Genomic DNA, 26899 nt, shown 5'->3' on the forward strand with positions numbered 1-26899 from the left:
CAGATGGCATCCACTTATAAACAGCCGCTGTTGCTATGTAACAGACTTTCTACGAATGCGCCTCGGCTGTCTCTTCCAAGCAGGGTGTGAATTCCGCCGATTTCCACATTACGGTCATTCGCCACCAATTCCGCGATGCCGACGAATGTCGGTTGAGGCCGAAGAGCGGGCTGTTCAGAGCATCCTTGGCTACGAAATAAGTTAATTCAGATTGATCGCAGAACTTAGGGATCGGGCTTGTGATCGACATAATAAATATGTTAGGTAGTATTCTATACTATGTTAGTATTGCACCTATAGCCTAATGCAAGGAGCCACCATGCCGCCATTTTTCAAACTCACCAATACAACGCCGCCAAACGGATTCCAGGACGACACGCGGGTGATCGTGAAAGGCAAAATCCGTCGCGGTGACGTGGCCAAACAACTGCTGCTGCAATTACCGGCCGGCACCAACGACCGACTGAAGGCCGCCGTGCTGGGGCCGCAGGCGCCCGGCATCGTGGGATTAATCGAATGGGCATTACAGGAGCTGGATCGGCAGGGAAAGATCCTCATCATCGAAAACGCTGGATGAGGGAAAAGCGGGAAGAGGTGGCGACGGATGTTAGCGCATCCGTCGCCGGCTCACAGAAATCACTTTTATGAGGAAGGAAATCACCATGAGCAATACCAATTCTACTAAAAAACGTCTCGCCGATGGGAAAGATGCGGGTTTTATCATCGACCCGCAAGGAAAGTTGCTGGTGCCGGTATCACTCCACCAGGCACGCATGGCCGAACAAAGGGAGGCGATGGAAGAAAAAATACGCGAAGCGGCACAGGCCGCAGCCAAAGCCGATACGCCACAGGAACCGCATCCTTGGGATCGCATCCCCATCGAATCCTACGATTATTTCGAAGAATCCATCAAGCTGAATTTTCCGGATACGCCCGATACTGAACCGGTACAGATATTCGATATCGACTCGGTCAAAGCGGCCCTCAAAAAATGGACCGGTGGTCATTCAGATCGCATTACCAAGGTGCAGGATGCCTTTGACGACGTACTCAAAAATGGCGGCGCCCGCTATCTGCCGACTTTCACCAAAACACGTAGCCGGAAGCGGTCGCGTTTCAATTTCAACAATGCGCTGCTCACCGGTATCGACGCCAGGCTGCGTGCGTTGCGCGTCAAATTTCCGAATTTTGTGGAAGCCATCGAGTTGATCGACACTGAACTGCGTTTGCAATCCCGATTGCCGGGAAGCGAATTTCGTTTACCGCCCATTTTGTTGTCAGGCCCGCCGGGGGTGGGGAAATCGTTTTTCGCTGCGGCGCTGGCCCAGACTCTGGGGGTGGCCTTCGAAAAATTGAGCGCGGGAGGCCTGCAAGGCGCTTTCTCGATCAATGGCAGCAGCGCACACTACCGAGAAGCGATGCCCGGCGAGATCTTCTTCGCGTTGTCCCGTCATGTCTATTGCTCGCCGGTCATTCTTCTGGACGAAATCGATAAAATCGCTGGCCACGTCGGCGATCCGATCGAGCCAGTGTTGCTGGATCTGCTGGAACCCGAGACGGCCAGGTCCTTCAAGGATGAATGCATGATGCTGAAATTCGATGCGTCTCACATCCTGTTCATTGCCACAGGCAATAATCCAATATCCGCGCCGCTGGCGTCGCGCTTCCATGTGATTAATGTGCCGTCGTTCACGCGAGCGCAACAGCGGGATGTGGCGAGCCAGATTTTTAGCGATTACTGCGACTCGGTAGGAGTGGCCCTCGGCGCCGACCCGGATATGCTCGCCACTCTGGCGAACAATGACCTGAGGTCCTATTCGCGCTCAATCCGATTTGCGGTGGGCAATGCTCTGCGTGCAGACCGGGACAAGCTTTTGCCGGCCGACTTTGCTCTGCACGCAAGCAGGAGAACAGGGATGGGGTTTCTCTGAGGATGCTTATTGTTGATGTCGAATCAGGCGTCTCGGCAGAAGAAAACTAGACGTGATGCTGGTGATGCAAGCAGGCGGTTTTCTGGCGCATGATAAATCGTCGTCGGCAAGTTGGGGGAGGGTGTCCAACTTGCCGCATATGTCACTTCCTCTCATTCAATCAGCGTCGCGGTAAGCCACGCAGGATTTCCTTTCGAGCTGAGTGCGGTCTCAATTACATAATCCTGGCCTTCTATGCCTGGTTCAGAAAAATCGATTCCATCATCCTTTGGGCGGTAGAGTGTTCCTTCGTTGCTGAATACGGAAAGTTTATATTTCTTACCGGTGGCAACATCCTCAAAGAAACAGATCAGGTTGCGCGAGTTGCCCCAGCACTTGGCTAACAGTTTGCCGATCCATTCCCCCATGGGGGGTAGATAAGCAGACTCGGTCAACAAACCGGATTCTCTTGCCTGTTTCATTGTCATCGCTCTTTTTTCGTTCATGATCAATCTCCTTATTGTTAAGCATTACCTTGGGCAATAACGCCTGGGCGGACTTCGTCATCATTTGGGGTGATTAAGGTATTTTCCAGCCTAGCCATGCTCGGCATTTTTTTCGGCCAGCAGCGCATCGCCGCGCCGTTTCCACTCCGCCCATTTGTCATCTTGAATAGCGGACTGCGATTGCAGGCAGCCCAGGATTTCACCCCGGCTTCGGCTCTCCAGTCCGGCCATATCCACCAGCAGGCCGAGCTGGATCAGCCGGTGATTGCGCGCCTTGCGTTCGGCATCTTTGCGACAGCCGAGTAGTTTCACCGCCGCCAATTCGGCTGACTTTGCTCTTTCCTTGGCGCGTTCTGCCCTGAGGAGTAGCTCAAGCTCTTTCTCTTCGTCTTTGCTTCGATTGCGCTTTTCAAACAGCAGCACAATTAGCTGTTGCTGTTCGTTCATCGACTTCAGGCCTTTTACCCGCGCCACAAAATCCGCATTCCAATCTTTTGCCATGTTGTTCTCCACTTAAACGAAATGTAAATTACCCATGTACCTATGGGTGCCAGCTCAAAGCACGTTGCGCCGCGCGATTAATCCTCTCAATTCATTGAGAGGCGCACTTAGCCGTTTCTCCCTACGTGAGAAACCGTGCGCCACTCCGTGGAAAATAAAAGCCACGCAACTAACGTCGCATGCCGTGATTGCGGCCATGTTTACTGATCCATTCCGGTCTGAGTTCCTCGATCATTACCTTGCGCAGCTCCGGATTTTTGTTGTAGCTAAATCTTGCCCGATTACCCTCGGCGAACCTGTCCTCACCGGTGGCCGCGCCATCGTAGCCAATCAGCTGAAATGCTGCGCGCTCGTGGACCGCGAAATGATCGCGGCCAAGGCTGGTTACGATATGGAGGGTGGTGGTTTCGACGATACGGCCGATGGTCTCGGCATCCCTGGAATGATCGAACTGTCTGACCACACCATGCGCGGCATACTTGGCCTCAAGTTCTTTGCGCTCATCCTCTGCAGACTGCGCAGGCAGCGCTGCAACATTCTTTTCGGATAAGGAAAAGTGAGGTGCTAGGTCTCGCTCTTTTGCGATGACTGTGAGGTGCTGCGTGGCTCGGGCAACTTCCTGGCAAGCTCGGCCAAGTTGCCGGACAATGGCTTGAGCAGCTTCTCCAACTGCTCGATGGCGCTGGTAGTTTGCGGCGGCATTTGCAAGGACTTCACCAGCTCGTCCATTGCCTGCCAAATCTGATTTTGTCGCACGGCTATGGTTATCTGCTGTTGTGAGATTTGCTCCAATGCGTTCAAAAGCTGCGGCTCGTTTTCGCTCATTGTCTTGCCTTTCGAGTAAGGCAGCCGTGAGACTGCCGGTTGTATCAATCGATGCTGCGCGTTGCTGATAAAACTCAGAGAGAAACGCAGCGCTGCGGTGTTCATGCAACAGGATGACCCGCCCAGGGTCGCGGCTGGCGACCGGGCCCAGATGCTTTTCCGGGACGCGTTCGATGCCTTGCGCTGCGAGGCTCAGATGCGAGACTCGCGCATCGTGGCCGTGCTGCTTCAGGTGTTCGTTTTGCAGATCGGCGAACCGCCCTCGTAAATCAACGATGGCCGAGCGCCGCTCGTCGCTTTTGAGTCCGCCGCTGTATGCGTTGGATTTCTGGCAACCACCTTTCTCCGGTGATTTGGCGTTGTAGCGTTTGAAAAACTGTTCTGGGTCTCGCTCGGTACCATCAAGCGTGCGCTCGGAGAACATGATGTGGGCGTGGGGCTGTTCGCCTCCTGCAATCGCTGCGACTGGATTGTGGATCGCCCAGATGGCGGGGTGTTTGTCGCCAATCTCCAGCCTGACGAATTCTCGGACGAACTCTATACGTTGCTCGATGGTAAATTCACGGGGAATGGCGATTTCAAACTCTCTGTAAACAGAACCGTTTTTTCTTTCATGCAGGTCGGCCTGCCTAAAAAATTCACTGGAATCATGCTTAGCCCATGTTGGCATATTGGCTGCCTCGACATGGACGAGATCTTCGCCGGCATGGTAATTTTTGTATGCGCCTTCACGCTGGATATAATCAGAATGGCTGCCGCCAGTTCCCCGCTTTCCAACCTTGATCGTCAGGTGATAAGAAGCCATTCTCGTTAACCACCATCACTTGCTATGGCATAAGCAGCAGCCGTGCAACTTTCGGCAGCTTCATCTTCAGCAATACATGGATCAGTCAAAATCACCTTCTCTGGAAACGGATTTTGACTTGGCTTTTTTGGACTTGGCTGTACTAGGGAGACGCGAGTAACTCGCGAGGTATTCGATGGGGTAGTCATGACACATTGATCTCAAGAATCAATTTTTGGTGTAATTTTCATGGTCTTTTTTGGCCGACCTGGTTTTTTAATACCAGCATTTTGGACATCGGTGGGTTTTGGTAAGGAAGAAAAACGCGGGTTTGACCCATGGATTTTGACTTGCTTTTCATACCATTCTTGAACATCCGTCCGCAGCCAAAGCAGTCTTTTCTGACCGGGGATCAGCAGGCGCGGTGGCAGGGCTTGGGGGTTACGAACCAACGTTGATCGGATAGTCTTTTCGGCTAAATGGATTTCTGCGCTCAGCTGATAAATATCAAGCGTGATGGTATTGTTCATTTTTTTGTCATCCAGATTGTTCATGGTGAAATCATTATTGTTTTGTTTATTCCAGACATCTAGGTACAAAAAGTAATACAAAAAATAAGTCATTGTTTTACAAGCACGCGGAGAAGAATTATGGATTCTGAGAATATAAAAAAATTGAGAAAAGCGAAGACCCTGGAATTCGTCGGTCTTGTCGAATCCCACACAAAGATCACTAGTGGAATAGAGTTGGAAGAAAAATTAGATATAGGTGGTGATGGACGTGTTTGGCGCTCGTTCAAACAAGTTAAGGGGAAGGGCTCCAGATCCATGTCTTTCAGTGAACTTCGTGAAACGACCAAGCTGGCTTTAGAAAGTAACTGTATTTCTAAAGCAGGCGCCGAGAGACTGTTAGATAAATTAAGTCTTGAAATTGAAGCGGCAAAAAGAGCAGAGTACGAAGATGAAAATTACGTTTATGGTTCGGGTGTCCCCTCGCGTGAAGAGCTCGTGGAGAGATTTCAGCTTGAAGCTGAATCGAATTGGGGAGGGTTGATTCCGGAAGCCGTGATACAGAAATCGTTCGGCGTTGGGCACGGGCTTCCTATAAAGGATGGGTGTACCACGTCCAGGGAATATGCTTTAAAGATGGTTGCGCTTCGAGAGAAAGCATTGGCGAGCTGCTACAGAGAATAGAGAATAAAGCGTGATTGGCACAGCGCCGGCACAGTGAATGCCGCAACAATATAGGATACTGGAACAATGATCTGGCACAATTCTGGCACAATAGGGGCGTAAAAACTCGATACTGTGTGTATTGCGCGCTTCATTAAAGGTGGGAATATAAGCTGCAATGCATTGTATTTTATATAAAAAACTGGTGGAGACGAGGAGGATCGAACTCCCGACCTTCGCATTGCGAACGCGACGCTCTCCCAGCTGAGCTACGTCCCCACATCAACCTGAATTCTACACGAAGATTTTTCGTAAATCGCTAGTCTGCAGGTGACGCTGACAGGTGCTTCGGTTCTGGTAGTTCAGAGAATTTTTTCTATACTCGGCTGCAATTCCGGGCGCGCACAAAAAAATAAACCCACATCTGTCGAAAATGCTGTAGTCTTGCCGAAGTTCTATGGAATTCAAGCACCAAATTGCGGTACTTTAAGTTGGCCCTGTTTTTTCTTGATTCGATAGACCTCGGGCGACCGCCCAAACGACTTATGAGTTAGGAAAAGAAAATGGCATTAGGTACTGTTAAATGGTTTAACGACGCTAAAGGTTTTGGATTCATTACCCCTGATGATGGCGGTGATGATTTATTCGCCCACTTCTCGGCGATTAATGCAGACGGCTTCAAAACGCTGCAAGAAAATCAGCGCGTCAGCTTCGAAGTAACAACCGGACCTAAAGGCAAACAAGCCTCTAATATCCAAGCGGGCTAAGTTTCACCCGCCAACAAAAAACCCCCGCTGGTCGGGGGTTTTTTGTTGCCTAACGTTTGAATGCCTAATCTCTAAAAGATTATGTAACATTCAAACGGTTGCTAACGCGGGTTGCGATTGCCCGCGCGCCATAACCGATACCGGGCGGCGTTCATCCAGGCCGACCGCAGTCAAAAACGTTTGCATTGCCTTGCGTGCGCGATGTACGCGTACCCAGACATTGGCTTCGCTGATCGCAAAGCGCCGCGATACGGTTTGCGCAGATTCGCCCTCGATTTCTCTGGCATAAAATACTGTCGAGATACTTTTTGGCATGGTATGCAGCGCCTGGTCCACGCCCTGGAGCAACTGCTGCATCTCCATGGCCTTTTGTGGATTGGGCAGCAAGCTGTCAGCTATCTGATGCAGGCTGAATGAGCCGGGATCGTGTTCCAGCAGATTGTCGCCGGCTTCATCTTCCAGGCACAGGTGGCGCCCGCGTTCCCGAAATGCATCCAGCATTTTGTGTTTGAGTATGCCGGTTAGCCATACCCGATAGGTCGAACGGGCCGCATAATCGTTAGCGCTTTGTAGTGCGGCGAGCAAGGTTTCCTGCACCAGATCATCGGCCAGATGCGAGTCCCTAACGTGTTTGAGGGCGAAGTTATAAAGATAGGCGCGATGTTCGGCAGTGGGGTGCGCAATGGCGTCTTGGCTGTGTTGCATGATACATCTCCGCTGGCTTTGAGTGACAACCCCAGTTTGCTGGCTGATAATCTCGTCTGCGTTGCGCGAACATATCGTTTTGATAACAAATTTTGCGTATTCGATGTCAGGTTGGGCGCTCTTCTCAGACTAAAGGGTATGGATATGCTCAATGATTGCCGCACCCTGGTGGTGGAGGACACTGCTGAAATTGCCGATCTGATTCGCCTGCATCTGGAGGATTTGGGCCTGCAGGTGACGTGTGCAGCGGATGGAATTTCGGGCTTGGAACTCGCACGAAACGGCATGTTCGATCTGATCGTGCTGGATTTGATGCTGCCAGGTTTGAACGGTCTGGAAGTATGTCGCGCGTTGCGTTCCGATCCCCGTTATTACACACCGATTTTGATGCTGACCGCCAAAGCCAGTGAAATCGATCGCGTGGTGGGGCTGGAACTGGGCGCGGATGATTATCTGGGCAAGCCGTTCAGCATTCCTGAATTGCAGGCACGCGCCAAGGCGCTGCTGCGCCGCTCCGAAAAAATGCGGGGAGTCGCAGCGCAGGATGATCAATCCATGGTGCGCGCAGGCAGTCTGGAGATCGATACGATGCGCCACGAAGTCCGATTGTCCGGCATACCCATCCCATTGACCGCCAAGGAGTTCGATCTGCTGTTGTTTATGGCGCACAACCCTGGCCGGGTCTATTCGCGCGCGCAACTGCTGGATGCAGTTTGGGGCACTACGCTGGAATCTTACGAGCACAATGTGAATACCCATATCAACCGGTTACGTGCCAAGGTCGAAGCCGATCCGGCCAATCCGCAATACGTGCTGACCGTGCGCGGAGTCGGTTACCGCTTTGCTGACAGCTGATGCGGCTGCTGGCAGACAGCCTGCGTGCACGCATCACCGCGCTGGTCATCGGATTTTGCATACTCATCGCGGCGATTTTTACTTTAGCTGTGCATTTTGCCCACAGCGCTTACAACGACGAGTTACGTCAGCAACAGGGCCTGCTGTTCACTCATAACGTGGCATTGATGTACCCGGAACTGGGAAAATTAAAACACATTCAACGTGAACAGATTGAAACCCAGTTTGAGCAGATGTTGTTGCTGGAGCCATCCAGCGCGTTGTATTTGATCGACGACCAAGGCCGGGTGCGCGTCGGCTATTCCAAACAGCGTTCGATAGGCGGCAGCAGCCATGTTGATCTGGCACCCATCCGGCAGTTGCTGGGTCAGCCCGGCGGAAAAATCATATACGGCAGCGACCCGGATTTCCCGGACATGAAATGCCTGTTTGCCGCCGCGCCGATCTATGATGGCAAGGTGCAATCCGGTTACCTCTACATGCTGATGCGGCCGCCGGAGACCAATCCGGGCCAGCTACTTGCTTCCAGCTATGCCAACCGCACCGCACTGCTGGTCGCCTTCGGTGCGAGCATACTCAGCGCCCTGTTTGTGTTGATTGTGATGGGACAGATCACGCGCCCACTGCGCCGTCTGGCCAGCGCAGCCGACCAGGTGCGTGCGGCCGGTATCGAGGATATTCCCGACCCCGCCAGTTTTCCGCATCAGGATCGGCGTGATGAAATCGGCCATCTGTCGCGCGCCTTCCGCGACATGGTGCAGCGCCTGCATGAACAGGTGCAGCGGGTACGGCGCATGGATGCCACCCGGCGCGACTGGGTGGCCAGCATTTCGCATGACCTGCGCACGCCGCTTACCTCGCTGACCGGACATCTGGAAACCGTTATCCTGCGCGGTGAACGTCTGGGTGAAGCAGAGCGCGAACGCTTTCTTCAGGTTGCATTGAAAAATGCCCAGCACCTGGATCGTTTGTCCGCGTCGCTATTTGATTTTGCTCGCCTCGACAGTGACGCCGTGCGCCTTGAAAAAGCGCCCACCCATCTGGGCGAGTTGATTGACGACATTGCCCAGCGCTTTGCACCCGCCGCTGAAACGCGCGGTGTGCACATTGATAGCAACTATCCGGATGCGCTGCCGCTAGCGCAAGTGGATGCTGCGCTAATTGAGCGCGCCATTGCCAATCTGATGGAAAACGCGCTGCGCTATACGCCTGCGGGGGGCACCATCCGTCTTGCTGCCCAACCTCAAGGTGGTGGTATCGCTGTAATAGTGAGCGACACCGGAGCAGGGATTGCCCCCGCCGATATTGCCAAGGTGTTCGAGCGTTTTTTCCAGGGCAGCCAGCAACGCGAAGGCCGGGGTCACGCGGGTCTGGGGCTGGCCATCGTCAAGCGTGTGGCAGAGTTGCACCGGGGACATGTCCAGGCGAGTAACCAGCCGCAGGGTGGCGCATGTTTTACGCTGTGGCTACCCATGAACGCACCCGCGGAGCGCTAACTCTATTTCGATTCGCGCACTTCGTCCATGATCGACACCATGTCATTTTCCCAGTGCTCGAATATGGGTTTTAGGCTCGGATCAGGAAAAAACGCTTCCAGCATCCGTGGATGGCTCGCCACCAGTATGGCCTGATCGCCTTCCGCGAAAATAGTGATGCTCAGTGGCAGGAAAGGGATGAGATCAGGGTATTTGGCCGTTACCTGTTTGATTTCGTCATATTTGCCGAAATACACCACGCGGTACATGTCACTTTTGAAATGACGCCTCGCCAGATTTTCATTCACTTCCTGCAAGCGCGTGATCTTGTAACCATGCGATGAAATGGCGCTTTGCAGTAAGGTCATCGCCTCCGGGAACTGGTTATCCGTGCGCGCCATGAGCAGACCCTCTGCCATGGCCGGCGCGCTTAAGAATAGCGTCAGACTGACTATGCTTATCCACTGCATCAGTTTGTTCATAGTGTCGCCTCTTCCATGATGGTGGTGTAGTTTTTCTTCATCTGTTCGCACAGGAGATTCAGTTCGGAATTGTTGAACAGTTTGCTGAGTACTTCAGGATTTACCGACATCACCTGTACCTTGCCGTTGTGCTCAACAATGGTGATGCGGCAGGGCAGGAACATGCCCACGCGCGGGTCGATGCCCAGCGCCTGATTGAGCAGGCTGATGTTGCAAAAATACACGATGACTTGCTTGGGATTCTCCTTGTCCGGTGTGGTCAGCCCATATTCCAGCGTTTGCACCCGCCCATAGAAAAAATTGTTGTTGCTCACTGCCTGCTTTACATTTTCCACCGTGGTTTTCAGGTCATAAGGCGAGTCGCGCACAATGACCGGATTCTCCACTTGCAATAGCTTCGCGCTTTCTGCCAATGGCTGTTTTTCGAAGCTGCGTACATAGCTGACGATATCGTTGATGTCGTCCTCCTTCAGTCCGCGTTTGATGAATGAGACCATCGGTGTGCCTTCCCGGCCTTTCATCAGCGTGGCCTTGATCATGGCATCCGTGGCCGAGGCAAGAAAACCGGGATTGTGTAGGGCGGGCGCCATAATCGGTAAATCGCGCGGGCGTGAAAACGTGACGCCGGTACCTTCGCTACCTTCCCCGGTGGCGCCGTGACAAGCCGCACAGTATTGCGCGAACAGTTGTTTGCCATGCACTGCATTACCTTTCACCGGCTGGGTGGAATAGGTGACGGCCGGCCCCTTGTTCCAGGCGCGCACGTAGCTGACGATGGCATTGACCTCATCCGGTTTCAAATTGCTGAATGACGGCATCACTCTGCCGGGCCGCCCCAGGCGGATAGTCTGTCGCAGGTAGTCATCGCTGATGCTGGCCTGAAACGACGGCAGCGCGAGCGGAACGCCGATCCCGCCAGTCCCCGTTGAACCATGACAAGCGGCACAGTTGCGCGCAAAAAGTGCTGCGCCGTCAGGTGCTGCAATGGCCTGGGATATCCCCAACCCGGCGAGTAAAACCAGTATCAATAATTGGCGCAGCATCACTTCTTCCCCTTGGTAGGTACGTGGCTCCATATTACAACTGATGTGCCGAACATTGTTTGATATAGATCAATTGTTGTAGCCAGTATCCGGTCGGGTCAGAGGGTATGCTGTCCGAAAGATTGAAACGGCTTTTCCCCCGGATCGTGAAGGGAGTTGGAAAGTATGCGGGAAGGGATGGTCCGCGCACCTCAGGCCCTCATCCCATCGGTCTGCTGTACCAGGCAAAGAAGTGCGGCACCGGCGGGTCTTGATCGTCATCGTAAGCCACGAAGCCTTCTTCCTGCAGTCCGGCACGCACGAACCCGTCTATTTCCGGCCGGTCGAGGGGCAGCGGAAATGCGTCTTCCTTTTCTCCGGTATTGCGACTGCGGCAGGAGACCAGAGCGACGCCGCCGGGGGCGACCATGGCGGCGATCGCGTTCAGGGCGCGCACACGGTATGCGCCGGGCAAGACCTGGATCGTGTTGCACTCGAACACCAGATCGAATCGGTGCGTCCAGTCCTCGGGGTGATCGAACAGGTCCGCCACGACATACTCGACGCAACTGTCCAGATAACGCTGGCGACACAGATCGATCGCAGCAGGAGAAATATCGAAGGCGGTAACCTGGTAGCCATATGCAGACAGGGCTTCAGCATCGTCGCCCACGCCACAGCCGATGGTGATCGCACGTAGCCTGTTACCGGTTATCGGGTGATCTTCAAGCCATGAAATCAGATAGGGGTTGGGGACCAGATCAGCCCAGAAAACCGCCGTAAAATCACCGCCGACATCGCGGTACACCTGATCGCACCATCCGCTGGGATCACCACGATCCTGGTGCGCTTTGACCATGTTTAGAAACTCGCGTCTGGCGGCCTCATCCATGACAGGTTGTTTCAAGATTATTTGTATTTACAGTATCGGCCAACCGAAAACCGGGCGATCTCAGTGGTTAGCCGTCGAGGAAGAAGTGGATGATGGGTCCACTTTTCTTTCCACCGTCTTGGCCGCGTGGGCCGTCGCGGTAGCGCCGCGCTTGATGCCTTTCGATGTCGCCTCCATACCGCGTTCAACCCCGTGGGCTGCCGCGTGCGCGCCGCGCTTGACTCCGCGTTCGCCCGCGGCCACACCAATTTTGACGCCCTTGACGGTGGCCTTTGCGCCACGTTCAATGGCCTTCTCCACTTTTACGACAACAGGCGATGACTCTTCTGCGGCGGCCGCAGCGCCGTAGCAGAATAAGACGGCCAGCAATGCAAGCCTGATTCCAGATGGTCTGTTCATGATCGTGAAATCCGTAAAAATACAAGGGTTGGGGTGACTGTGAGGCACATCAGCCACTCTGATCAGACACAAAGGCAAAGGATTGGTGCCGTGGCTCCACGATTGCTTCGCAATGGCCTGTCCTGCTAGCCCGCGTCGCCCAGTTTGGCATTCAAACCTGGCTCTTTAAGCCATTTCAGAATATCTTCCGAAATTTCCTCGCTGAGCGACTCCAGTGTCCCGCAAGCCCGAAGCGAACCGTGAATCGTCTGGCGCCTGACTTCGAAATTCCCCAGCAGTTTGTTACCTTGCATTAGCTTCCCTTCCAGCACCAGCCACTTAGGCCCTGTCCAGCCTCCACCACCGAGTGTATGGAGATGAGTGGCAACCAGCACCAGCTTTTTGCCGGTTATCGTATCAAAGTTTTGCTCCGCGACTTTCACGCGCCCTTCGGACTCCTTGGCCAAATTGAGCGGCATGGTGGTATTCCAGTTGCATTCCTTGCGCACAGTTTCATTCGCAACCTCATCGCTTTGATAAGGAATGAGTGAAGACACTTGCACAACGTCCTCGGCTTGAGCAGATACTGCCGCGAGACAGCCCAAGGCCACCACAAACAATCCATGTATAGCTTTCATACAAACCCCTTTTGTTAAATTGAATTCAATCAGTGGGCGCAATTTTTTTGGACGCAGAAAGCGAAGCGCCTTTTTCATGCTGTTTGAGATGAGTGGTGTTTGGCGTTGCATGCAGCGCGGTGGATGTGTCTCCTCTCTTAGAGATAATGGCATACGTCGGTAAAGACTATTTGAGCTTGTGGTCTTCCCGTTTTGCCTCGGCCATTGCCTCCGGCTCCAATTCCTCGGCAGAGCGATTGAGATGCACGAATAGACCCCAGGCGGCGAGAAGCACGCCGACTGCCACCAAGAGACTTGCCGCATAAGGGAGTTGCGCGGGATTTTCGTGCAGGGCCTTGAATGTTGCAACAAGTCCCTCGATCGCCAGTGCGACAATGACAACCACGAAGAATCGAGACAAAAATCGTCGTACCCGGGTCGGTGCGCTGATGTCGGCATCGCGTATGACCTCTTCTTCAAAAATCGTCTCGGCAATCTGTAAAGCAACGACAGCAGCGGCCAATAGGCCAACGGCTTCAATAATGCCTTGCGCGGCAACTCGATTTAATCCATCAATGAAGGCCAGCCAGCCTATGCGAGTGGCAATTGCGATAAGCATGAGCGCAGCGCAGGCAAAAAGAATAGCCATCAGCCCATGAATGAATCGGAATATACGCAAAAGGGGTCGCATTTTTGTCTTCTCCTGACTGTTACGCATCATCCCGGATACAAAGTAATGGATAGATTCATGGTTCGTTCACCCCAACTATCTATTCGCAAATTTGCCATGAAGTCGCATGTTACGACAAGCGTGCATTTGGAATCGGGTTGGCATCTCCCGTGTGGGTTTTCGGTCTGTCTGGGTGGAATATTGGCCACGGATCCAGCCGATTATTCCACCGTCACCGATTTCGCCAGATTCCTCGGCTTGTCCACGTCGGTGCCTTTTTGCAGGGCGGCGTGGTAAGACAGCATTTGTAGCGGGATGGTATGCAGGATGGGCGACAGCGGCCCGGCGTGGTCGGCCAGTTGCAGCACGTGGATGCCTTCGCTGGGAGCGATGTGGGTGTCGGCATCGGCAAATACATACAGCTCGCCGCCGCGCGCACGGACTTCCTGCAGGTTGGATTTGAGCTTTTCCAGCAGGGTGTCGTTGGGGGCGATCGCCACCACCGGCATGTCCTTGTCCACCAGCGCCAGCGGGCCGTGCTTGAGCTCACCAGCCGGGTAGGCTTCAGCGTGGATGTAGGAGATTTCCTTGAGCTTCAGCGCGCCTTCCATGGCGATCGGATAGTGCATGCCGCGTCCCAGAAACAGCGCGTGCTGCTTGTCGGCAAAGCGTTCCGCCCAGCGCTCCACCTCGGGTTCCAGCGCCAGTACATGCTGCACTTTGCCGGGGAGCTCGCGCAGTGACTGGATGTGCGCGGCCTCGGCAGTTGGCGTCAAGCGCCCGCGCTGTTTGGCGAGCAGCAGCGTGAGCAGGAACAGTGCGGCGAGCTGGGTGGTAAAGGCTTTGGTGGAAGCCACGCCAATCTCCGGGCCGGCGCGGGTCAGAAAGCGCAATTTGGATTGACGCACCAGCGCCGATTCCGGCACGTTGCAGATCGACAGGGTGTATTGATGGCCGAGTGCTTTGGCGTGGTTGAGCGCCGCCAGGGTGTCGGCGGTCTCGCCTGATTGCGACAGGGTGATGACCAGCGCATCGGGATTGGGAACGCTGTCGCGGTAACGGTATTCGCTGGCGATTTCGGCGCGGCACGGGATGCCGGCCAGCGCTTCGATCCAGTAGCTGGCGACCTTGCCGGCGTGGAAACTGGTGCCGCAGGCGAGGATGGTGACGGCGTTGATGCGGCTGAATACTTCGGCGGCTTCAAAGCCGAACAGCTCGGGCATCAGACTTTCTCCGGCCACCGCGTCGTGCAGCGTGTCCGCCAGCGCGCGCGGCTGCTCGTGGATTTCCTTCTGCATGAAGTGGCGGTAATTGCCCAGTTCGGCCATCTCCGAAGACTGCTCGGAAATGTGCGCGGCACGTTCCACCTGGTTGCCGCTGGCATCGTATATGCGGATGCTGAGCAGGCCGATGTCGGCCACGTCGCCTTCCTCCAGATAAATCACTTTCTGGGTGACCGGCAGCAGCGCGGAGATGTCCGAGGCGATGAAGTTTTCCTCGATGCCCAGGCCGATCAGCAGCGGGCTGCCGCGCCGCGCGCACACCAGCTGGTGCGGCGCATCGTGCGCCACCACGCCGATGGCATAGGCGCCGTGCAGTTCGGCGACGGCGCGGCGCACCGCGCTGAGCAGATCCTTGTCGGCGTGATAGTAATGGTGGATGAGATGGACGATGACTTCGGTATCGGTTTCCGAGGTGAACGCATAACCCAGTTCGCGCAGGCGGCTGCGCAACGCCTCGTGGTTTTCGATGATGCCATTGTGCACCACCGCCAGGTCGTCGCGGCTGATATGGGGATGGGCATTGAGCTCGGTGGGCGCACCGTGAGTGGCCCAGCGCGTATGCGCGATGCCGAGGTGACCGTGGGTTTTTTGCGCCTGCGCAGCCTCGGCCAGCGAGGCGACACGCCCGATGCTGCGTACCCGGTTCAGGCCGCCATCGACAGTCACCAGCCCGGCCGAATCATAGCCGCGATATTCCAGGCGGCGCAGGCCTTCGAGCAGGATGGGGACTACATTGCGTTGCGCCACGGCGCCGACGATTCCACACATAACGGTTTCCTCTTGCTTATGCTTTCGGTTTTTTAACCGGCCGTTGCCAGCCGGTAATGCTCAATTGCTTGCTGCGCGACAGGGTGAGTTCGCCTGCCGGCGCATCCCGGGTAATCGTCGAGCCCGCGCCGATGGTTGCGCCACGGGCTACGGTTACCGGTGCGATCAGTTGCGTATCCGAGCCGATAAAAACATCGTCCTCGATCACGGTGCGGTGCTTGTTGGCACCATCATAGTTGCAGGTAATGGTACCTGCACCGATGTTCACTTTTTTGCCTACCGTGCTGTCGCCGACGTAAGACAGGTGGTTGATCTTGGAGCCGTCGTCCACCTGGCTGTTCTTGATCTCGACAAAGTTGCCGACATGTACATCACTGGCCAGCACCGTGCCGGGTCGAATGCGCGCGTACGGGCCGATGTGGTTATGGCTGCCCAGTGTGGCTTCGACGATGTGCGAGAACGGCGCAATTTGCGTGCCTTTGCCCACGCGTACATCGCGCAAAACACAGTTGGCGCCTACATTCACGCCATCTTCCAGCTCGACCCGGCCTTCAAATACGCAGTTCACATCGATGCTCACATCGCGCCCGCACAGCAGCGTGCCGCGCACGTCCAGGCGTGCCGGATCAAGCAGCGTCACGCCTTGTTCCAGCAAGACGTGTGCCACATTGGCCTGATGCAGGCGCTCCAGTTGCGCCAGTTGTACTTTGCTGTTCACGCCGAGGATTTCCCATTCATGGCGCGGGCTGCAGGTGCGTACCGGCACCCCGTCAGCCACCGCCATGCCGATGATGTCGGTGAGATAGTACTCGCCCTGCGCGTTGTGGTTGGTCAGCCGTGCCAGCCAGCCGGCGAGCAACTGCGTGGGCAGCGCCATCAGGCCGGTGTTGACTTCGTGAATAGCACGCACGTCCGCATCGGCGTCCTTGTGCTCGACTATGCGTGCGACGGCACCGCTGCTGTCGCGCACGATGCGGCCATAACCGCTCGGGTCGGGCAGCTCGATGGTGAGCAGCGCCAGGCTGTCCTGCGCGGCGAGCGCAGACAGCTCGCGCATGGTTTCCAGCGTGGTGAGCGGCACGTCGCCGTACAGAATCAGCGTCACGCCGGAGCCGCCCAGATGCGGCAGCGCCTGCATGACCGCATGGCCGGTACCGTGCTGTTCGGCCTGCAGCGCCCAGGCGATGTTGGGGTCGGCGATGGCCTGCGGCACCGCATCGCCGCCGTAGCCATACACCACGCAGGTCTGTATCGGGTCGAGGCGGCGCGTGGTGTCCAGCACGTGGGCGAGTAGCGGTTTGCCGGCCAGTGGATGCAGCACCTTGGGCAGGGTGGATGCCATGCGCGTGCCGCGTCCGGCGGCGAGCACGACAATATTGAATGGAGCGGTCATGGTGTTCTCACGGGATCAGGATTCCGCGCAAGTATACCCAATTGCTGTGCCGGGCGAATTAACCCAGCTTGCGCTTGAGAATGTCGTTCAGCTGCTGCGGATTGGCTTTGCCCTTCATGGCCTTCATCGCCTGGCCGACAAAAAAGCCGAACATCTTGTCCTTGCCGCTGCGGTATTCGGCGGCCTGATTGGGATTGGCGGCGAGAATGGCATCGACAATGGCTTCGATCGCGCCGCTGTCGGACACCTGTTTCAAGCCGCGCGCCTCGATAATCGCATCCACTTCGCCCTCACCCTGCCAGAGCGCTTCGAAGACTTCCTTGGCCAGCTTGCCGGACAGCGTGCCATCGGTGATGCGTTGTATCAGTGCAGCGAGCTGGCGGCTGGATACCGGACTGTCGGCGATGTCGAGTTCGTTGCGGTTGAGTGCGGCCGACAGGTCGCCCATCACCCAGTTGGCGCAGGTTTTGGCCTCGCCACCCACTGCCGCCACCAGCGCTTCGTAATAGGCGGCGAGCGCCTTGCTGGCAGTGAGCAGGCCGGCATCGTAAACGGGCAGGCCATACTGCGTCACAAAACGGCTGCGCATCGCTTCCGGCAATTCCGGCATGGCGGCGCGCGTGCGTTCTATCCATTCCTCGGAAATCACCAGCGGCAGCAGATCCGGGTCGGGGAAATAGCGGTAGTCGTGCGCGTCTTCCTTGCTGCGCATGGTGCGGGTTTCGTTGCGATCCGGGTCGTACAGGCGAGTTTCCTGGCGGACGACACCCCCATCCTCGATGATCTCGATCTGGCGTCGCGCCTCGTATTCGATAGCGTGTTCCAGGAAGCGGAACGAGTTGAGGTTCTTGATTTCGCAGCGCTTGCCGAGCTCGGTCTCGCCCATGCGGCGCACCGAGACGTTGGCGTCGCAACGGAAGCTGCCTTCCTGCATGTTGCCGTCGCAGATTCCCAGCCATACCACCAGGCTGTGCAATGTTTTGGCGTAGGCCACGGCTTCGGCCGAGCCGCGCATGTCGGGCTCGGAAACGATCTCCAGCAACGGCGTGCCGGCGCGGTTCAGGTCGATGCCGGTCATGCCGTGAAAGTCTTCGTGCAGCGACTTGCCGGCGTCTTCTTCGAGGTGGGCGCGGGTGATGCGGACGGTTTTTTCAGTCTCGCCGACCTGGATCGTGAGGCTGCCGCCTTCCACCACCGGCAGTTCCATCTGGCTGATCTGGTAGCCCTTGGGCAAGTCCGGGTAAAAGTAGTTTTTGCGCGCGAACACCGAGCGGCGGCTGATATGCCCGCCGATGGCCAGGCCGAGTTGTACCGCACGTTCTACCGCGCCCCTGTTCAGCACCGGCAGCACGCCGGGCAGGGCGATATCCACCGCGCATGCCTGGGTGTTGGGTGCCGCGCCAAAGGCGGTGCTGGCCCCGGAGAAGATTTTGGAGCGGGTGGAGAGCTGGGTGTGAATCTCAAGCCCGATGACGATTTCCCATTGCATAGTTTCAGCCCTTTTTGCCACAGAGGGCACAGAAGCCACAGAGGAATCGAAATGCCAACTCTGTGTTCTCTGTGATCTCCGTGGCTGAGATCTAAATTGTATTCGGCATACGCGTATGCCAGTCTGTCGCCAGCTGGTATTGATGGGCGACGCCGAGCATTTTCGCCTCGGCAAAGTAGTTGCCGATGATCTGCAGGCCCACCGGACGGCCGTTGGCGCCGAAGCCGCACGGCACCGACATGCCCGGCAGCCCGGCGAGATTGACGGCGATGGTGTAAATGTCGGACAGATACATGGATACCGGGTCGTCGGCTTTTTCGCCGAAGTTGAACGCGGTGTCGGGTGTGGTCGGCCCCATGATGACGTCGCATTGCTGGAACGCGGCGTCGAAGTCCTGCGCGATCAAACGGCGGATTTTTTGTGCTTGCAGATAGTAAGCGTCGTAATAGCCGTGGCTCAATACGTAAGTGCCGATCATGATGCGGCGTTTGACTTCGCTGCCGAAGCCTTGCGCGCGGGTTTTCTGGTACATGTCGGTGAGGTCGGTGTAATCCGGCGCACGGTAGCCGTAGCGCACGCCGTCGAAGCGCGACAGGTTGGTGGACGCTTCCGCAGGGGCGAGCACGTAGTACACCGGGATCGATAGCTGCGTGTTGGGCAGCGAAATGTCCACCGTGGTGGCGCCGAGCTTGCGGTATTCGGCCAGCGCGGCTTCCACCGCTGCGCCCACGTCGGCGCTCAATCCTTCGGCGAAATATTCGCGTGGCAGGCCGATTTTCAACCCGGCCAGCGGTTGCTCCAGATCGCGTGTGTAGTCCTGGGCCGGGCGTTCCAGGCTGGTCGAGTCGCGTTCGTCGAAGCCCGCCATCACGTTCATCAGCAGCGCGCAGTCTTCGGCGGACTTGGCCATCGGGCCGGCCTGGTCGAGGCTGGAGGCGAAGGCAATCATGCCGTAGCGCGACACCACGCCGTAGGTGGGTTTCAGGCCGGTAATGCCGGTCAGCGCGGCGGGCTGGCGGATCGACCCGCCGGTGTCGGTGCCGGTGGCGGCAGGCACCAGGCGCGCCGCCACCGCCGCTGCCGAGCCGCCGCTGGAACCGCCGGGAACGGCATTTGCGTCCCACGGGTTTTTCACCGTGCCGAAATACGAGGTTTCGTTGGAAGAGCCCATGGCGAACTCGTCCATGTTGGTCTTGCCCAGGCTGACCATGCCCGCTGCCTTGAACTGGCTGACAACATGGGCGTCATAGGGCGCGATGAAATTATCCAGCATTTTCGAGCCGCAGGTGGTGCGCCAGCCGTCGGCGCAGAAGATGTCCTTATGCGCGATGGGGATGCCGGTGAGCGGCGCGGCACTGCCGGCGGCGATGCGGGCGTCGGCAGCGCGGGCCTCCGCCAGCGAAATTTCCGCGTTGAGCGTGACAAAGGCGTTGAGTGCCGGATTGTGCGCCCGGATGCGTTCCAGGTAGCTTTGCGTCAGCTCCAGACTGGAGGTTTTTTTCCCGGCCAGCAGCGCGGCGAGTTGTTTCAGGCTTGCGTTGATCATGGGAGCGGACTATTCAATGACTCTGGGTACCAGGTACAACCCGGCTTCGACTTGAGGCGCAATGGCCTGGAACTTTTCGTGCTGATCGGTCTCTGTCACGGTGTCGTCGCGTAAGCGCTGACACACATCCTGGGAATGCGACATGGGTGCGACACCGGTGGTGTCCACCGCCTGCATGGCTTCGATCAAGCCGAAAATGCCGTTGAGCTGTTGTTGATAGGCCGCCGCTTCCTCTTCGGTAACGGCAATGCGGGCAAGTAGGGCGACGCGTTTTACGTCTTGCAGGGTGAGTGACATACAGCTTAAATCTTCACAGGAAACAAGCCTGTTAGGGTAACATATACAGATTATGCAAGGCTAATCCTGGGTGTGCCGGACTCAACAGTCTTCGAGCCCGCGGCCTTGGCCTTAAACCTCCGATTCTACTTTAGCGGAAACACACACATGTTCGGATTTTTACGCGGTTATTTTTCTACTGACCTGGCCATTGACCTCGGCACCGCCAATACGCTGATTTATGTGCGCGGCAAGGGCATCGTGCTGGACGAGCCGTCGGTCGTGGCGATACGTCAGGACGGCGGCAGCGCCAAGAAAACCATCCAGGCAGTAGGTCTGGAAGCCAAACAGATGCTTGGGCGTACTCCGGGCAATATCACCGCCATTCGCCCGATGAAGGACGGCGTGATCGCCGATTTCACCATCACCGAGCAGATGCTCAAGTATTTCATCAAGAAAATCCACGATACGCGCATGTTCCATCCCAGCCCGCGCATCATCATTTGCGTGCCGTGCGGCTCCACCCAGGTGGAGCGGCGCGCCATTCGCGAATCGGCGATCGGCGCCGGGGCGCGTCAGGTTTATCTGATCGAGGAACCGATGGCGGCAGCGATAGGTGCCGGCCTGCCGGTGGCGGAAGCGACCGGTTCGCTGGTAGTGGACGTCGGCGGCGGCACCACCGAAGTCGGCGTGATTTCGCTGGGCGGCATCGTCTATGCCTCATCGGTGCGGGTGGGCGGCGACAAATTCGACGAAGCCATCATCAATTACATCCGTCGCAATTACGGCATGCTGATCGGTGAAGCCACCGCGGAGAACATCAAGAAGGGCATCGGCTCGGCCTTTCCCGGCTCCGAAGTGCGCGAAATGGAAGTCAAGGGACGCAATCTGGCGGAAGGCATTCCGCGCAGCTTCACCATCTCCAGCAATGAAATCCTCGAGGCGCTCACCGATCCGCTTAACAATATCGTGAGTGCAGTGAAATCGGCACTGGAACAGACCCCGCCCGAATTGGGCGCCGACATCGCCGAAAAAGGCATGGTGCTGACCGGTGGCGGTGCGTTGCTGCGCGACCTGGATCGCCTGTTGATGGAAGAAACCGGCCTGCCGGTGATTGTTGCCGAGGATCCGCTTACCTGCGTGGTGCGCGGCTCAGGCCGCGCGCTGGAGGAAATGGACAGACTCGGTGCGGTATTCGCCCAGGATACCTGATTTGTAATGCAGTACTGCTGTATTTCATCGCCGTTCCCAGTCATCGGAATACCTCGCTAACGCATGTCTAATCGGGATGCCCAGCTGCAACTTTTTCCGCGCGGCCCCGGCGCGGGCGCGCGGCTGCTGATTTACGTGCTGATCAGTATTGCTTTAATCGTTGCGGATACCCGCTTCAAAGTGCTGGGAAGCGCGCGCAGCGCCTTGTCGACCCTGCTTTTCCCGGTTCAGGAGGCAGTACAGGTGCCGTTGGGCATCTATGACCGGGTCAGTGGATTTTTCGTCAATCACGCCGAATTGCAACGGGAAAATGTCGTGTTGCGCCAGCGCAACCTGGATTATGCGGGTGCCGTACTGCGTTACCGTGATCTGGAGCAGGAAAACAGTCGTCTGCGTACCCTGCTGGGAGTCCATCAGCGCACAGCGCTGCATACCCGTCTGGCGGAAATCATTTCGGTGCCGCGAGACCCATACAGCCGCAAAATCATTGTGGACCGCGGTAGCCAGGATGGCATACGCGCCGGCCAGCCGGTGATGGATGAAATCGGTCTGCTGGGCCAGGTTACCCGTGTCTATCCCTATACCAGTGAAATTACGCTGCTCACTGATGCCGGCCAGCCGGTGCCGGTGCAAATCCAGCGCAATGGCTTGCGCGCGGTTGCCTTCGGCCAGGGTGCGGAGAACGAGATTGATGTACGTTATTTGCCGCAAAGCGCAGATATACGCATTGGCGACGTGCTGGTGACTTCCGGAATTGACGGCATCTATCCGGCCGGTTTGCTGGTGGCCACGGTTGCGCGTATTGACCATAGCGCGAACCGTGCATTTCTGCGGGTTGAATGCATACCGAAAGCGGCGATAAACAGCTATCGGCAGGTGTTGATCGTGGACAGCGTGCCCGCCAGCGCAAAGGCGCCGGCGCAGCATGCGCCTCAAGGCAAGCCAAAATGACCTTTGCCACGCCCAAGGGGCCGACCATGCCGGTCGCGGCCAGTAACCTGCTGATTGCGATCAGCCTGCTGGCAGGTTTGGCCCTCAACCTGCTGCCCTGGATGGGTGCGGCGTTGTGGTGGCGACCCGATTTCTTATTGGTCGTCACGCTCTACTGGGTAGTGCGGCAACCGCGCAGTGTGGGCATGGGCGTGGCATGGGGTCTGGGGCTGCTCACCGATATGGCGAATGGGGGTGTGCTCGGTCAGCATGCCATGGCCTATACCGTGGCGGCGTTCGGTACATTGCTGCTGCAACGCCGCATCCTCAATTTCAACCTGTGGCAGCAGGCATTGCAAATGTTCCCTCTGTTATTGGTCGAGCAACTCACCAGCATTGTCGCCGCCACTTTTGCCGGGCATGCCTTTAGTGGCGCTGAATATTTTCTGGCAGTTCCTAGCGGTATGTTGTTATGGCTGCCGGTTTCCCTGTTGCTGCAGTGGCCGCGTCAGGCTCCGCGTGCTGCAGATGCCCCATGATCCGGCCCGCGCAACTCAGGAATTACCAGCTTGAAATAGCCGGATTTCGCAAACGAGTGACCATTGCGGCGGGGACGGTGGCGGTGTTATTCCTGCTGCTGCTGGCGCGGTTTTTTTATGTGCAGGTGCTGGAATACCAGCGCTACCATACCCTGGCGGAAAACAACCGCATCACCGTTGTGCCTACACCCCCCAATCGGGGATTGATTCTCGACCGCCACGGCGTGGTAATGGCGCACAACTACTCTGCCTACACGCTGGAACTGACGCCAAGCAAAACCGGCAACCTGGATGACACCATCAATAAACTGGCGCAGCTGATTGAGATTACCCCCGCACAGCGCAAACGGTTTGCCAAGCTGATGGCCGAGAGCCGCAATTTTGAAACGCTGCCGCTGCGTACCCGGCTCACCGATGAAGAGGTGGCGAAGCTGGCTGCCAACCGCTATCGTTTTCCCGGCGTCGAAGTCAAAGCACGCCTGTTCCGGCAATACCCCCTCGGGACCGTTGCTTCGCATGTGCTTGGCTACATCGGGCGCATCAATGACGCGGACCTGAAGCAACTCGATAAAGAAGGGGTGATGGCCAACTATCGCGGTTCGGATCACATCGGCAAAGTCGGCCTCGAGCAGAGCTACGAAACCGAACTGCATGGCGTCACGGGTTCCGAACAGGTCGAAACCGATGCGGGTGGCCATGCGATTCGCACCTTGTCGCGTATCAGCCCGATCTCCGGTAACAACCTGGTGCTGAATCTGGATAGCAAACTGGAGGCAATAGCGGAAAAGGCCTTTGGCAGTTATCGCGGTGCGCTGGTGGCCATCGACCCTAAAACCGGCGGCGTACTGGCCTTGGCCAGCACCCCCGGTTTCGATCCCAATCTGTTTGTGGATGGTATCGATACGGCGAACTGGAATGCGCTCAACGACTCACCCGACAAACCGCTGCTCAATCGCGCCCTGCGCAGCGCTTATCCGGAAGGTTCCACCATCAAGCCGTTCATGGCGCTGGCCGGTTTGAGTTACGGGGTGCGCAAGCCCAGCGACACCATCTTCGATCCCGGTTATTTCTCGCTGCCCAACAGCAGCCATCGTTACCGCGACTGGAAAGCAGGCGGTCACGGCATGGTGGACATGCACAAATCCATCGTGCAGTCGTGTGACACTTATTACTACCGTCTTGCCAACGACCTCGGCATAGACCGCATGCACGCCTTTTTGTCCCAGTTCGGCTTCGGTAAGAAAACCGGCATCGATCTGGAAGGCGAGGTGGCGGGGGTATTGCCGTCGCGCGAATGGAAGGCCAGGCGCTCGAAACAGCCCTGGTACCCGGGCGAAACCGTCATTGCCGGTATCGGCCAGGGGTATAATCTGGTCACCCCGGTGCAACTGGCGGTTGCTACGGCTGCGCTGGCCAATGGAGGTACTGTTTATCGGCCGGAGCTGGTGCAGGCGATTATCGATAGCCGTACCGGACAGCGTCGTGTCATAGCGCCCCAAGTAATGAACCAGATCAAGATCAGTCCTGCGGATCTGCAGGTTGTGGTGTCGGCGATGGTGGATGTCACCCGTCCCGGTGGCACGGCATCGGTAGCCAATGCAGGCGCCCCCTACCTGATTGCTGCCAAGACCGGCACTGCCCAGGTGGTCGGCATCAAGCAGGGCGAGAAATACGACGCCAAACGGATCTTGGCCATCCACCGCGACCATGCGGTCTATATTGCTTTTGCGCCGGCGGATGCCCCGCGCATCGCGATAGCCGTATTGGTGGAAAACGGCATGCACGGCGGTACCACCGCGGCCCCGATTGCGCGGGCGGTGATGGATTATTATCTGCTGGGCAAACTGCCCAAGGGCGAGGTGGTTAAAGACCCGGCCGCCGCAGAAGGAGGTATCCATGCGGATTAGACGCTGGCTGCTCAGGGTGCTGTCGCATATCGATGCGCCTTTGTTGCTATTGCTGTTGACGCTGATGGTGATGAGCCTGTTCGTGCAATACAGCGCAGCCAGCCAGAGCGATGCGCGGCTCCTGTCGCATGGCCTCAATATGCTGGTGGCGTTGGGAGTGATGGTGCTGGTGGCCAATATCCCGCCCCAATATTTGCTGAGCTTGGCATTGCCGCTGTATGTGGTGGGCGTGTTGCTGCTGGTCGGCGTGGCCACGGTGGGCGAAGTCGTTAATGGTTCGCGGCGCTGGCTCAATCTTGGAGTGACGCGCATCCAGCCCTCCGAGATCATGAAAATCGCCATGCCGCTGATGCTGGCCTGGTATTTTCACCATCACGAAGCCACCCTGCGTCTCAAGGATTACGGCATCGCTGCGCTGCTGCTGGCGATACCGGTGGCGCTGGTCGCCAAACAGCCCGATCTGGGCACTGCGCTGCTGATTTCCGCATCGGGATTTTATGTGTTGTTTTTTGCCGGTCTGCCCTGGCGCATCATGCTGGGTATGCTGGCGGCGCTGGGCGCCAGCCTGCCGGTAGTGTGGCATTTTATGCATGATTACCAGCAGAAGCGCGTACTGACCCTGATTGATCCCACCCAGGACCCATTGGGAGCGGGTTACCACATTATCCAGTCCACCATCGCCATGGGTTCAGGAGGCAGCTTTGGCAAGGGCTGGTTGCAGGGCACCCAAACCCATATGGGTTTTCTGCCGGAACGCACCACGGATTTTGTCTTCGCGGTATTCGGCGAAGAGTTCGGGCTGCTTGGCAACGCGCTGCTGCTTGCCCTGTTCCTCGCCATCATTGTGCGGGGCCTGATGATCGCCGCCAGTGCGCCCACGCTGTTCGCCCGCCTGATGGCGGGCAGTTTGACGCTGGCATTTTTTACTTACGCATTCGTCAACATGGGCATGGTCAGCGGCATCCTGCCGGTAGTCGGCGTGCCGCTTCCGCTGGTCAGTTATGGCGGTACAGCGATGGTCACGGTGATGTTGGGCTTCGGCATTTTGATGAGCGTAAAGACCCATAGAAAGTTACTCAAATCATGAAACCACAATTTGCGCTCTATATAATCGTCCTGGTGCTTGCAGGTTGTGCCGGCCAGCCGCTGCGCAGCGTACCGGAAACTCCCGCCAGGCCGGCCGGGGCAGCCACCAAGCCCGGCCAGCCCATGGCCAGCGAAAATGCAGCGAAATCCGTCAAGCCGGGAGGCTATTATCTGGACGATGGACCAGGCGACAATCCGCCGCCTGACCTGGATGCGATCCCCGATGCCGTGCCCAAGGCGGAGCCGCTGCGCAAATCCACCAGTAAACCGTACATGGCGCTGGGCCGTGAATATACCCCTCTGGCCTCCGGCAAGGGTTATAAAGCGGAAGGATTGGCATCCTGGTATGGACGTCGGTTCAATGGCAAACGCACGGCTTCCGGCGAAACCTACAACATGTATGCGATGACCGCCGCACACCCCACATTGCCGCTGCCCAGTTACGCGCGCGTGACCTCGCTGGCGACGGGAAAATCCGTCGTGGTCCGCATCAATGACCGCGGCCCGTTCCACAAGGGGCGGATTATCGATCTGTCCTATACGGCGGCCCATAAACTCGGCATTGTGCAGGGCGGCAGCGGCCGCGTAGAGGTGGAGAGCATCACCCCGGAAGACATCGCGCACGACCATGAAGCGAGCGGCGATTCCGGCACGTATTTGCAACTGGGCAGTTTCACCAGTCGCACCCATGCTGAAAAACTGCTCGCGCGTGCCGCCACGCAGCTCGATGTGCGCAGCAAAGAACTGGTCATTCTCAACCACGACGAGCGCTACCGGGTCGCGCTCGGACCTTATACTGACCCTGACAGCGTCAACCAGGCCGCGCGCGAAGTGCAGCAGCGCATGAATCTGAAGCCGATTCGCGTCGTCCGCTGAACTAAATTTCTCCTGAATGCTCTCTGATTACCT

28 protein-coding genes and 1 tRNA gene are annotated in these 26899 nt (G+C 57.0%); 12 read left to right on the forward strand and 17 right to left on the reverse strand.

Annotation, left to right across the window (positions count from 1 at the left end):
• The first annotated feature begins 319 nt into the window (after positions 1-319).
• Together ACFDAU_RS01405 and ACFDAU_RS01410 are read left to right on the forward strand one after the other, a co-directional pair.
• Positions 320-577: a hypothetical protein gene (locus tag ACFDAU_RS01405; protein ID WP_413438294.1), complete on the forward strand. Its 258-nt coding sequence runs from the start codon at positions 320-322 to the stop codon at positions 575-577.
• 85 nt (positions 578-662) lie between these two features.
• Positions 663-1931 (forward strand): AAA family ATPase, encoded by a 1269-nt coding sequence (locus ACFDAU_RS01410; protein WP_413438295.1) that lies wholly within the window; start codon positions 663-665, stop codon positions 1929-1931.
• Positions 1932-2083: 152 nt separating this feature from the next.
• Here ACFDAU_RS01410 and ACFDAU_RS01415 read toward each other — a convergent pair whose 3' ends face one another.
• From ACFDAU_RS01415 to ACFDAU_RS01430, 4 genes are all read right to left on the reverse strand, one after another.
• Complete coding sequence (locus ACFDAU_RS01415) at positions 2084-2416, reverse strand: hypothetical protein (protein WP_413438296.1); 333 nt, start codon at positions 2414-2416, stop codon at positions 2084-2086.
• A gap of 90 nt (positions 2417-2506) precedes the next feature.
• On the reverse strand, positions 2507-2917 hold the full coding sequence (locus ACFDAU_RS01420; protein ID WP_413438297.1) for a conjugal transfer protein TraD: 411 nt from the start codon (positions 2915-2917) through the stop codon (positions 2507-2509).
• 169 nt (positions 2918-3086) lie between these two features.
• Positions 3087-4547, reverse strand: coding sequence for a MobA/MobL family protein (locus ACFDAU_RS01425; protein WP_413438298.1), 1461 nt, complete (start codon positions 4545-4547; stop codon positions 3087-3089).
• A 200-nt stretch (positions 4548-4747) separates the two neighbouring features.
• A complete protein-coding gene (locus ACFDAU_RS01430) occupies positions 4748-5080 on the reverse strand; it encodes a hypothetical protein (RefSeq protein WP_413438299.1) in 333 nt (110 codons plus the stop codon).
• Positions 5081-5176: 96 nt separating this feature from the next.
• On the opposite strand from ACFDAU_RS01430, the gene ACFDAU_RS01435 reads away from it, so the two are divergent.
• Positions 5177-5719, forward strand: a complete 543-nt coding sequence (locus tag ACFDAU_RS01435) for a hypothetical protein (RefSeq protein WP_413438300.1) — start codon at positions 5177-5179, stop codon at positions 5717-5719.
• 182 nt (positions 5720-5901) lie between these two features.
• On the opposite strand, the gene ACFDAU_RS01440 is transcribed toward ACFDAU_RS01435, so the two are convergent.
• A tRNA-Ala gene (locus tag ACFDAU_RS01440) sits at positions 5902-5977 on the reverse strand.
• Between the two features lie 284 nt (positions 5978-6261).
• On the opposite strand from ACFDAU_RS01440, the gene ACFDAU_RS01445 reads away from it, so the two are divergent.
• A complete protein-coding gene (locus ACFDAU_RS01445; RefSeq protein ID WP_124704489.1) occupies positions 6262-6465 on the forward strand; it encodes a cold-shock protein in 204 nt (67 codons plus the stop codon).
• Between the two features lie 90 nt (positions 6466-6555).
• On the opposite strand, the gene ACFDAU_RS01450 is transcribed toward ACFDAU_RS01445, so the two are convergent.
• Positions 6556-7170 carry an RNA polymerase sigma factor gene (locus ACFDAU_RS01450; RefSeq protein WP_413438301.1) on the reverse strand — a complete coding sequence of 205 codons (615 nt, stop codon included), beginning with the start codon at positions 7168-7170 and terminating at the stop codon, positions 6556-6558.
• Between the two features lie 138 nt (positions 7171-7308).
• Here ACFDAU_RS01450 and ACFDAU_RS01455 point away from each other — a divergent pair, with 138 nt between their 5' ends.
• Positions 7309-8025: a winged helix-turn-helix domain-containing protein gene (locus ACFDAU_RS01455; protein ID WP_413438302.1), complete on the forward strand. Its 717-nt coding sequence runs from the start codon at positions 7309-7311 to the stop codon at positions 8023-8025.
• Positions 8025-9521 (forward strand): sensor histidine kinase, encoded by a 1497-nt coding sequence (locus ACFDAU_RS01460; RefSeq protein ID WP_413438303.1) that lies wholly within the window; start codon positions 8025-8027, stop codon positions 9519-9521. The genes ACFDAU_RS01455 and ACFDAU_RS01460 overlap by 1 nt, the downstream gene beginning before the upstream one ends.
• 2 nt (positions 9522-9523) lie before the next feature.
• Here ACFDAU_RS01460 and ACFDAU_RS01465 read toward each other — a convergent pair whose 3' ends face one another.
• The 11 genes from ACFDAU_RS01465 to gatC form a co-directional block, all read right to left on the reverse strand.
• Complete coding sequence (locus ACFDAU_RS01465) at positions 9524-9982, reverse strand: DUF302 domain-containing protein (protein ID WP_413438304.1); 459 nt, start codon at positions 9980-9982, stop codon at positions 9524-9526.
• Positions 9979-11058, reverse strand: coding sequence for a c-type cytochrome (locus ACFDAU_RS01470; RefSeq protein ID WP_413438305.1), 1080 nt, complete (start codon positions 11056-11058; stop codon positions 9979-9981). Before ACFDAU_RS01470 ends, ACFDAU_RS01465 begins: the two co-directional genes overlap by 4 nt.
• Positions 11059-11224: 166 nt before the next feature.
• The gene (locus ACFDAU_RS01475; protein ID WP_413438306.1) at positions 11225-11911 is read right to left on the reverse strand and encodes a class I SAM-dependent methyltransferase; all 687 of its coding nucleotides are present in this window, start codon (positions 11909-11911) and stop codon (positions 11225-11227) included.
• 45 nt (positions 11912-11956) lie between these two features.
• Positions 11957-12295: a hypothetical protein gene (locus tag ACFDAU_RS01480; protein ID WP_413438307.1), complete on the reverse strand. Its 339-nt coding sequence runs from the start codon at positions 12293-12295 to the stop codon at positions 11957-11959.
• Between the two features lie 125 nt (positions 12296-12420).
• Positions 12421-12990, reverse strand: coding sequence for a hypothetical protein (locus ACFDAU_RS01485; protein WP_413438308.1), 570 nt, complete (start codon positions 12988-12990; stop codon positions 12421-12423).
• Between the two features lie 88 nt (positions 12991-13078).
• Complete coding sequence (locus ACFDAU_RS01490; protein WP_413438309.1) at positions 13079-13582, reverse strand: hypothetical protein; 504 nt, start codon at positions 13580-13582, stop codon at positions 13079-13081.
• Positions 13583-13782: 200 nt separating this feature from the next.
• The gene (gene glmS, locus ACFDAU_RS01495; RefSeq protein WP_413438310.1) at positions 13783-15612 is read right to left on the reverse strand and encodes a glutamine--fructose-6-phosphate transaminase (isomerizing); all 1830 of its coding nucleotides are present in this window, start codon (positions 15610-15612) and stop codon (positions 13783-13785) included.
• Between the two features lie 16 nt (positions 15613-15628).
• Positions 15629-17005, reverse strand: coding sequence for a bifunctional UDP-N-acetylglucosamine diphosphorylase/glucosamine-1-phosphate N-acetyltransferase GlmU (gene glmU / locus ACFDAU_RS01500; RefSeq protein WP_413438311.1), 1377 nt, complete (start codon positions 17003-17005; stop codon positions 15629-15631).
• A gap of 58 nt (positions 17006-17063) precedes the next feature.
• On the reverse strand, positions 17064-18494 hold the full coding sequence (gatB, locus tag ACFDAU_RS01505) for an Asp-tRNA(Asn)/Glu-tRNA(Gln) amidotransferase subunit GatB (protein WP_413438312.1): 1431 nt from the start codon (positions 18492-18494) through the stop codon (positions 17064-17066).
• A gap of 91 nt (positions 18495-18585) precedes the next feature.
• Positions 18586-20040, reverse strand: coding sequence for an Asp-tRNA(Asn)/Glu-tRNA(Gln) amidotransferase subunit GatA (gene gatA / locus ACFDAU_RS01510; protein ID WP_413438313.1), 1455 nt, complete (start codon positions 20038-20040; stop codon positions 18586-18588).
• Between the two features lie 9 nt (positions 20041-20049).
• On the reverse strand, positions 20050-20337 hold the full coding sequence (gene gatC / locus ACFDAU_RS01515) for an Asp-tRNA(Asn)/Glu-tRNA(Gln) amidotransferase subunit GatC (RefSeq protein ID WP_413438314.1): 288 nt from the start codon (positions 20335-20337) through the stop codon (positions 20050-20052).
• Between the two features lie 147 nt (positions 20338-20484).
• On the opposite strand from gatC, the gene ACFDAU_RS01520 reads away from it, so the two are divergent.
• The 6 genes from ACFDAU_RS01520 (at position 20485) to ACFDAU_RS01545 (ending at position 26866) form a co-directional block, all read left to right on the forward strand.
• Entirely contained in the window at positions 20485-21528 is a 1044-nt protein-coding gene (locus ACFDAU_RS01520) for a rod shape-determining protein (protein ID WP_413438315.1), read from the forward strand.
• A 63-nt stretch (positions 21529-21591) separates the two neighbouring features.
• Positions 21592-22479: a rod shape-determining protein MreC gene (gene mreC / locus ACFDAU_RS01525; protein WP_413438316.1), complete on the forward strand. Its 888-nt coding sequence runs from the start codon at positions 21592-21594 to the stop codon at positions 22477-22479.
• Entirely contained in the window at positions 22476-22997 is a 522-nt protein-coding gene (gene mreD, locus ACFDAU_RS01530) for a rod shape-determining protein MreD (RefSeq protein WP_413438317.1), read from the forward strand. The genes mreC and mreD overlap by 4 nt, the downstream gene beginning before the upstream one ends.
• The gene (gene mrdA / locus ACFDAU_RS01535) at positions 22994-24904 is read left to right on the forward strand and encodes a penicillin-binding protein 2 (protein ID WP_413438318.1); all 1911 of its coding nucleotides are present in this window, start codon (positions 22994-22996) and stop codon (positions 24902-24904) included. The genes mreD and mrdA overlap by 4 nt, the downstream gene beginning before the upstream one ends.
• Positions 24894-25991 carry a rod shape-determining protein RodA gene (gene rodA / locus ACFDAU_RS01540; protein ID WP_413438319.1) on the forward strand — a complete coding sequence of 366 codons (1098 nt, stop codon included), beginning with the start codon at positions 24894-24896 and terminating at the stop codon, positions 25989-25991. The genes mrdA and rodA overlap by 11 nt, the downstream gene beginning before the upstream one ends.
• Positions 25988-26866, forward strand: coding sequence for a septal ring lytic transglycosylase RlpA family protein (locus ACFDAU_RS01545; protein WP_413438320.1), 879 nt, complete (start codon positions 25988-25990; stop codon positions 26864-26866). The genes rodA and ACFDAU_RS01545 overlap by 4 nt, the downstream gene beginning before the upstream one ends.
• Positions 26867-26899 lie beyond the last annotated feature (33 nt).

The organism is Sulfuriferula sp. GW1 (genome assembly GCF_047300855.1).
Lineage (GTDB): Bacteria > Pseudomonadota > Gammaproteobacteria > Burkholderiales > Sulfuriferulaceae > Sulfuriferula.

What these genes read in the sequence shown, in the direction of transcription:
- ACFDAU_RS01405 (WP_413438294.1), top strand. Translation starts at nt 320, where the DNA reads ATGCCGCCATTTTTCAAACTCACCAATACAACGCCGCCAAACGGATTC.
- ACFDAU_RS01410 (WP_413438295.1), top strand. Translation starts at nt 663, where the DNA reads ATGAGCAATACCAATTCTACTAAAAAACGTCTCGCCGATGGGAAAGAT.
- ACFDAU_RS01415 (WP_413438296.1), bottom strand. Translation starts at nt 2,416, where the DNA reads ATGAACGAAAAAAGAGCGATGACAATGAAACAGGCAAGAGAATCCGGT.
- ACFDAU_RS01420 (WP_413438297.1), bottom strand. Translation starts at nt 2,917, where the DNA reads ATGGCAAAAGATTGGAATGCGGATTTTGTGGCGCGGGTAAAAGGCCTG.
- ACFDAU_RS01425 (WP_413438298.1), bottom strand. Translation starts at nt 4,547, where the DNA reads ATGGCTTCTTATCACCTGACGATCAAGGTTGGAAAGCGGGGAACTGGC.
- ACFDAU_RS01430 (WP_413438299.1), bottom strand. Translation starts at nt 5,080, where the DNA reads ATGAACAATCTGGATGACAAAAAAATGAACAATACCATCACGCTTGAT.
- ACFDAU_RS01435 (WP_413438300.1), top strand. Translation starts at nt 5,177, where the DNA reads ATGGATTCTGAGAATATAAAAAAATTGAGAAAAGCGAAGACCCTGGAA.
- ACFDAU_RS01445 (WP_124704489.1), top strand. Translation starts at nt 6,262, where the DNA reads ATGGCATTAGGTACTGTTAAATGGTTTAACGACGCTAAAGGTTTTGGA.
- ACFDAU_RS01450 (WP_413438301.1), bottom strand. Translation starts at nt 7,170, where the DNA reads ATGCAACACAGCCAAGACGCCATTGCGCACCCCACTGCCGAACATCGC.
- ACFDAU_RS01455 (WP_413438302.1), top strand. Translation starts at nt 7,309, where the DNA reads ATGGATATGCTCAATGATTGCCGCACCCTGGTGGTGGAGGACACTGCT.
- ACFDAU_RS01460 (WP_413438303.1), top strand. Translation starts at nt 8,025, where the DNA reads ATGCGGCTGCTGGCAGACAGCCTGCGTGCACGCATCACCGCGCTGGTC.
- ACFDAU_RS01465 (WP_413438304.1), bottom strand. Translation starts at nt 9,982, where the DNA reads ATGAACAAACTGATGCAGTGGATAAGCATAGTCAGTCTGACGCTATTC.
- ACFDAU_RS01470 (WP_413438305.1), bottom strand. Translation starts at nt 11,058, where the DNA reads ATGGAGCCACGTACCTACCAAGGGGAAGAAGTGATGCTGCGCCAATTA.
- ACFDAU_RS01480 (WP_413438307.1), bottom strand. Translation starts at nt 12,295, where the DNA reads ATGAACAGACCATCTGGAATCAGGCTTGCATTGCTGGCCGTCTTATTC.
- ACFDAU_RS01485 (WP_413438308.1), bottom strand. Translation starts at nt 12,990, where the DNA reads ATGAAAAAGGCGCTTCGCTTTCTGCGTCCAAAAAAATTGCGCCCACTG.
- ACFDAU_RS01490 (WP_413438309.1), bottom strand. Translation starts at nt 13,582, where the DNA reads ATGCGACCCCTTTTGCGTATATTCCGATTCATTCATGGGCTGATGGCT.
- glmS (WP_413438310.1), bottom strand. Translation starts at nt 15,612, where the DNA reads ATGTGTGGAATCGTCGGCGCCGTGGCGCAACGCAATGTAGTCCCCATC.
- glmU (WP_413438311.1), bottom strand. Translation starts at nt 17,005, where the DNA reads ATGACCGCTCCATTCAATATTGTCGTGCTCGCCGCCGGACGCGGCACG.
- gatB (WP_413438312.1), bottom strand. Translation starts at nt 18,494, where the DNA reads ATGCAATGGGAAATCGTCATCGGGCTTGAGATTCACACCCAGCTCTCC.
- gatA (WP_413438313.1), bottom strand. Translation starts at nt 20,040, where the DNA reads ATGATCAACGCAAGCCTGAAACAACTCGCCGCGCTGCTGGCCGGGAAA.
- gatC (WP_413438314.1), bottom strand. Translation starts at nt 20,337, where the DNA reads ATGTCACTCACCCTGCAAGACGTAAAACGCGTCGCCCTACTTGCCCGC.
- ACFDAU_RS01520 (WP_413438315.1), top strand. Translation starts at nt 20,485, where the DNA reads ATGTTCGGATTTTTACGCGGTTATTTTTCTACTGACCTGGCCATTGAC.
- mreC (WP_413438316.1), top strand. Translation starts at nt 21,592, where the DNA reads ATGTCTAATCGGGATGCCCAGCTGCAACTTTTTCCGCGCGGCCCCGGC.
- mreD (WP_413438317.1), top strand. Translation starts at nt 22,476, where the DNA reads ATGACCTTTGCCACGCCCAAGGGGCCGACCATGCCGGTCGCGGCCAGT.
- mrdA (WP_413438318.1), top strand. Translation starts at nt 22,994, where the DNA reads ATGATCCGGCCCGCGCAACTCAGGAATTACCAGCTTGAAATAGCCGGA.
- rodA (WP_413438319.1), top strand. Translation starts at nt 24,894, where the DNA reads ATGCGGATTAGACGCTGGCTGCTCAGGGTGCTGTCGCATATCGATGCG.
- ACFDAU_RS01545 (WP_413438320.1), top strand. Translation starts at nt 25,988, where the DNA reads ATGAAACCACAATTTGCGCTCTATATAATCGTCCTGGTGCTTGCAGGT.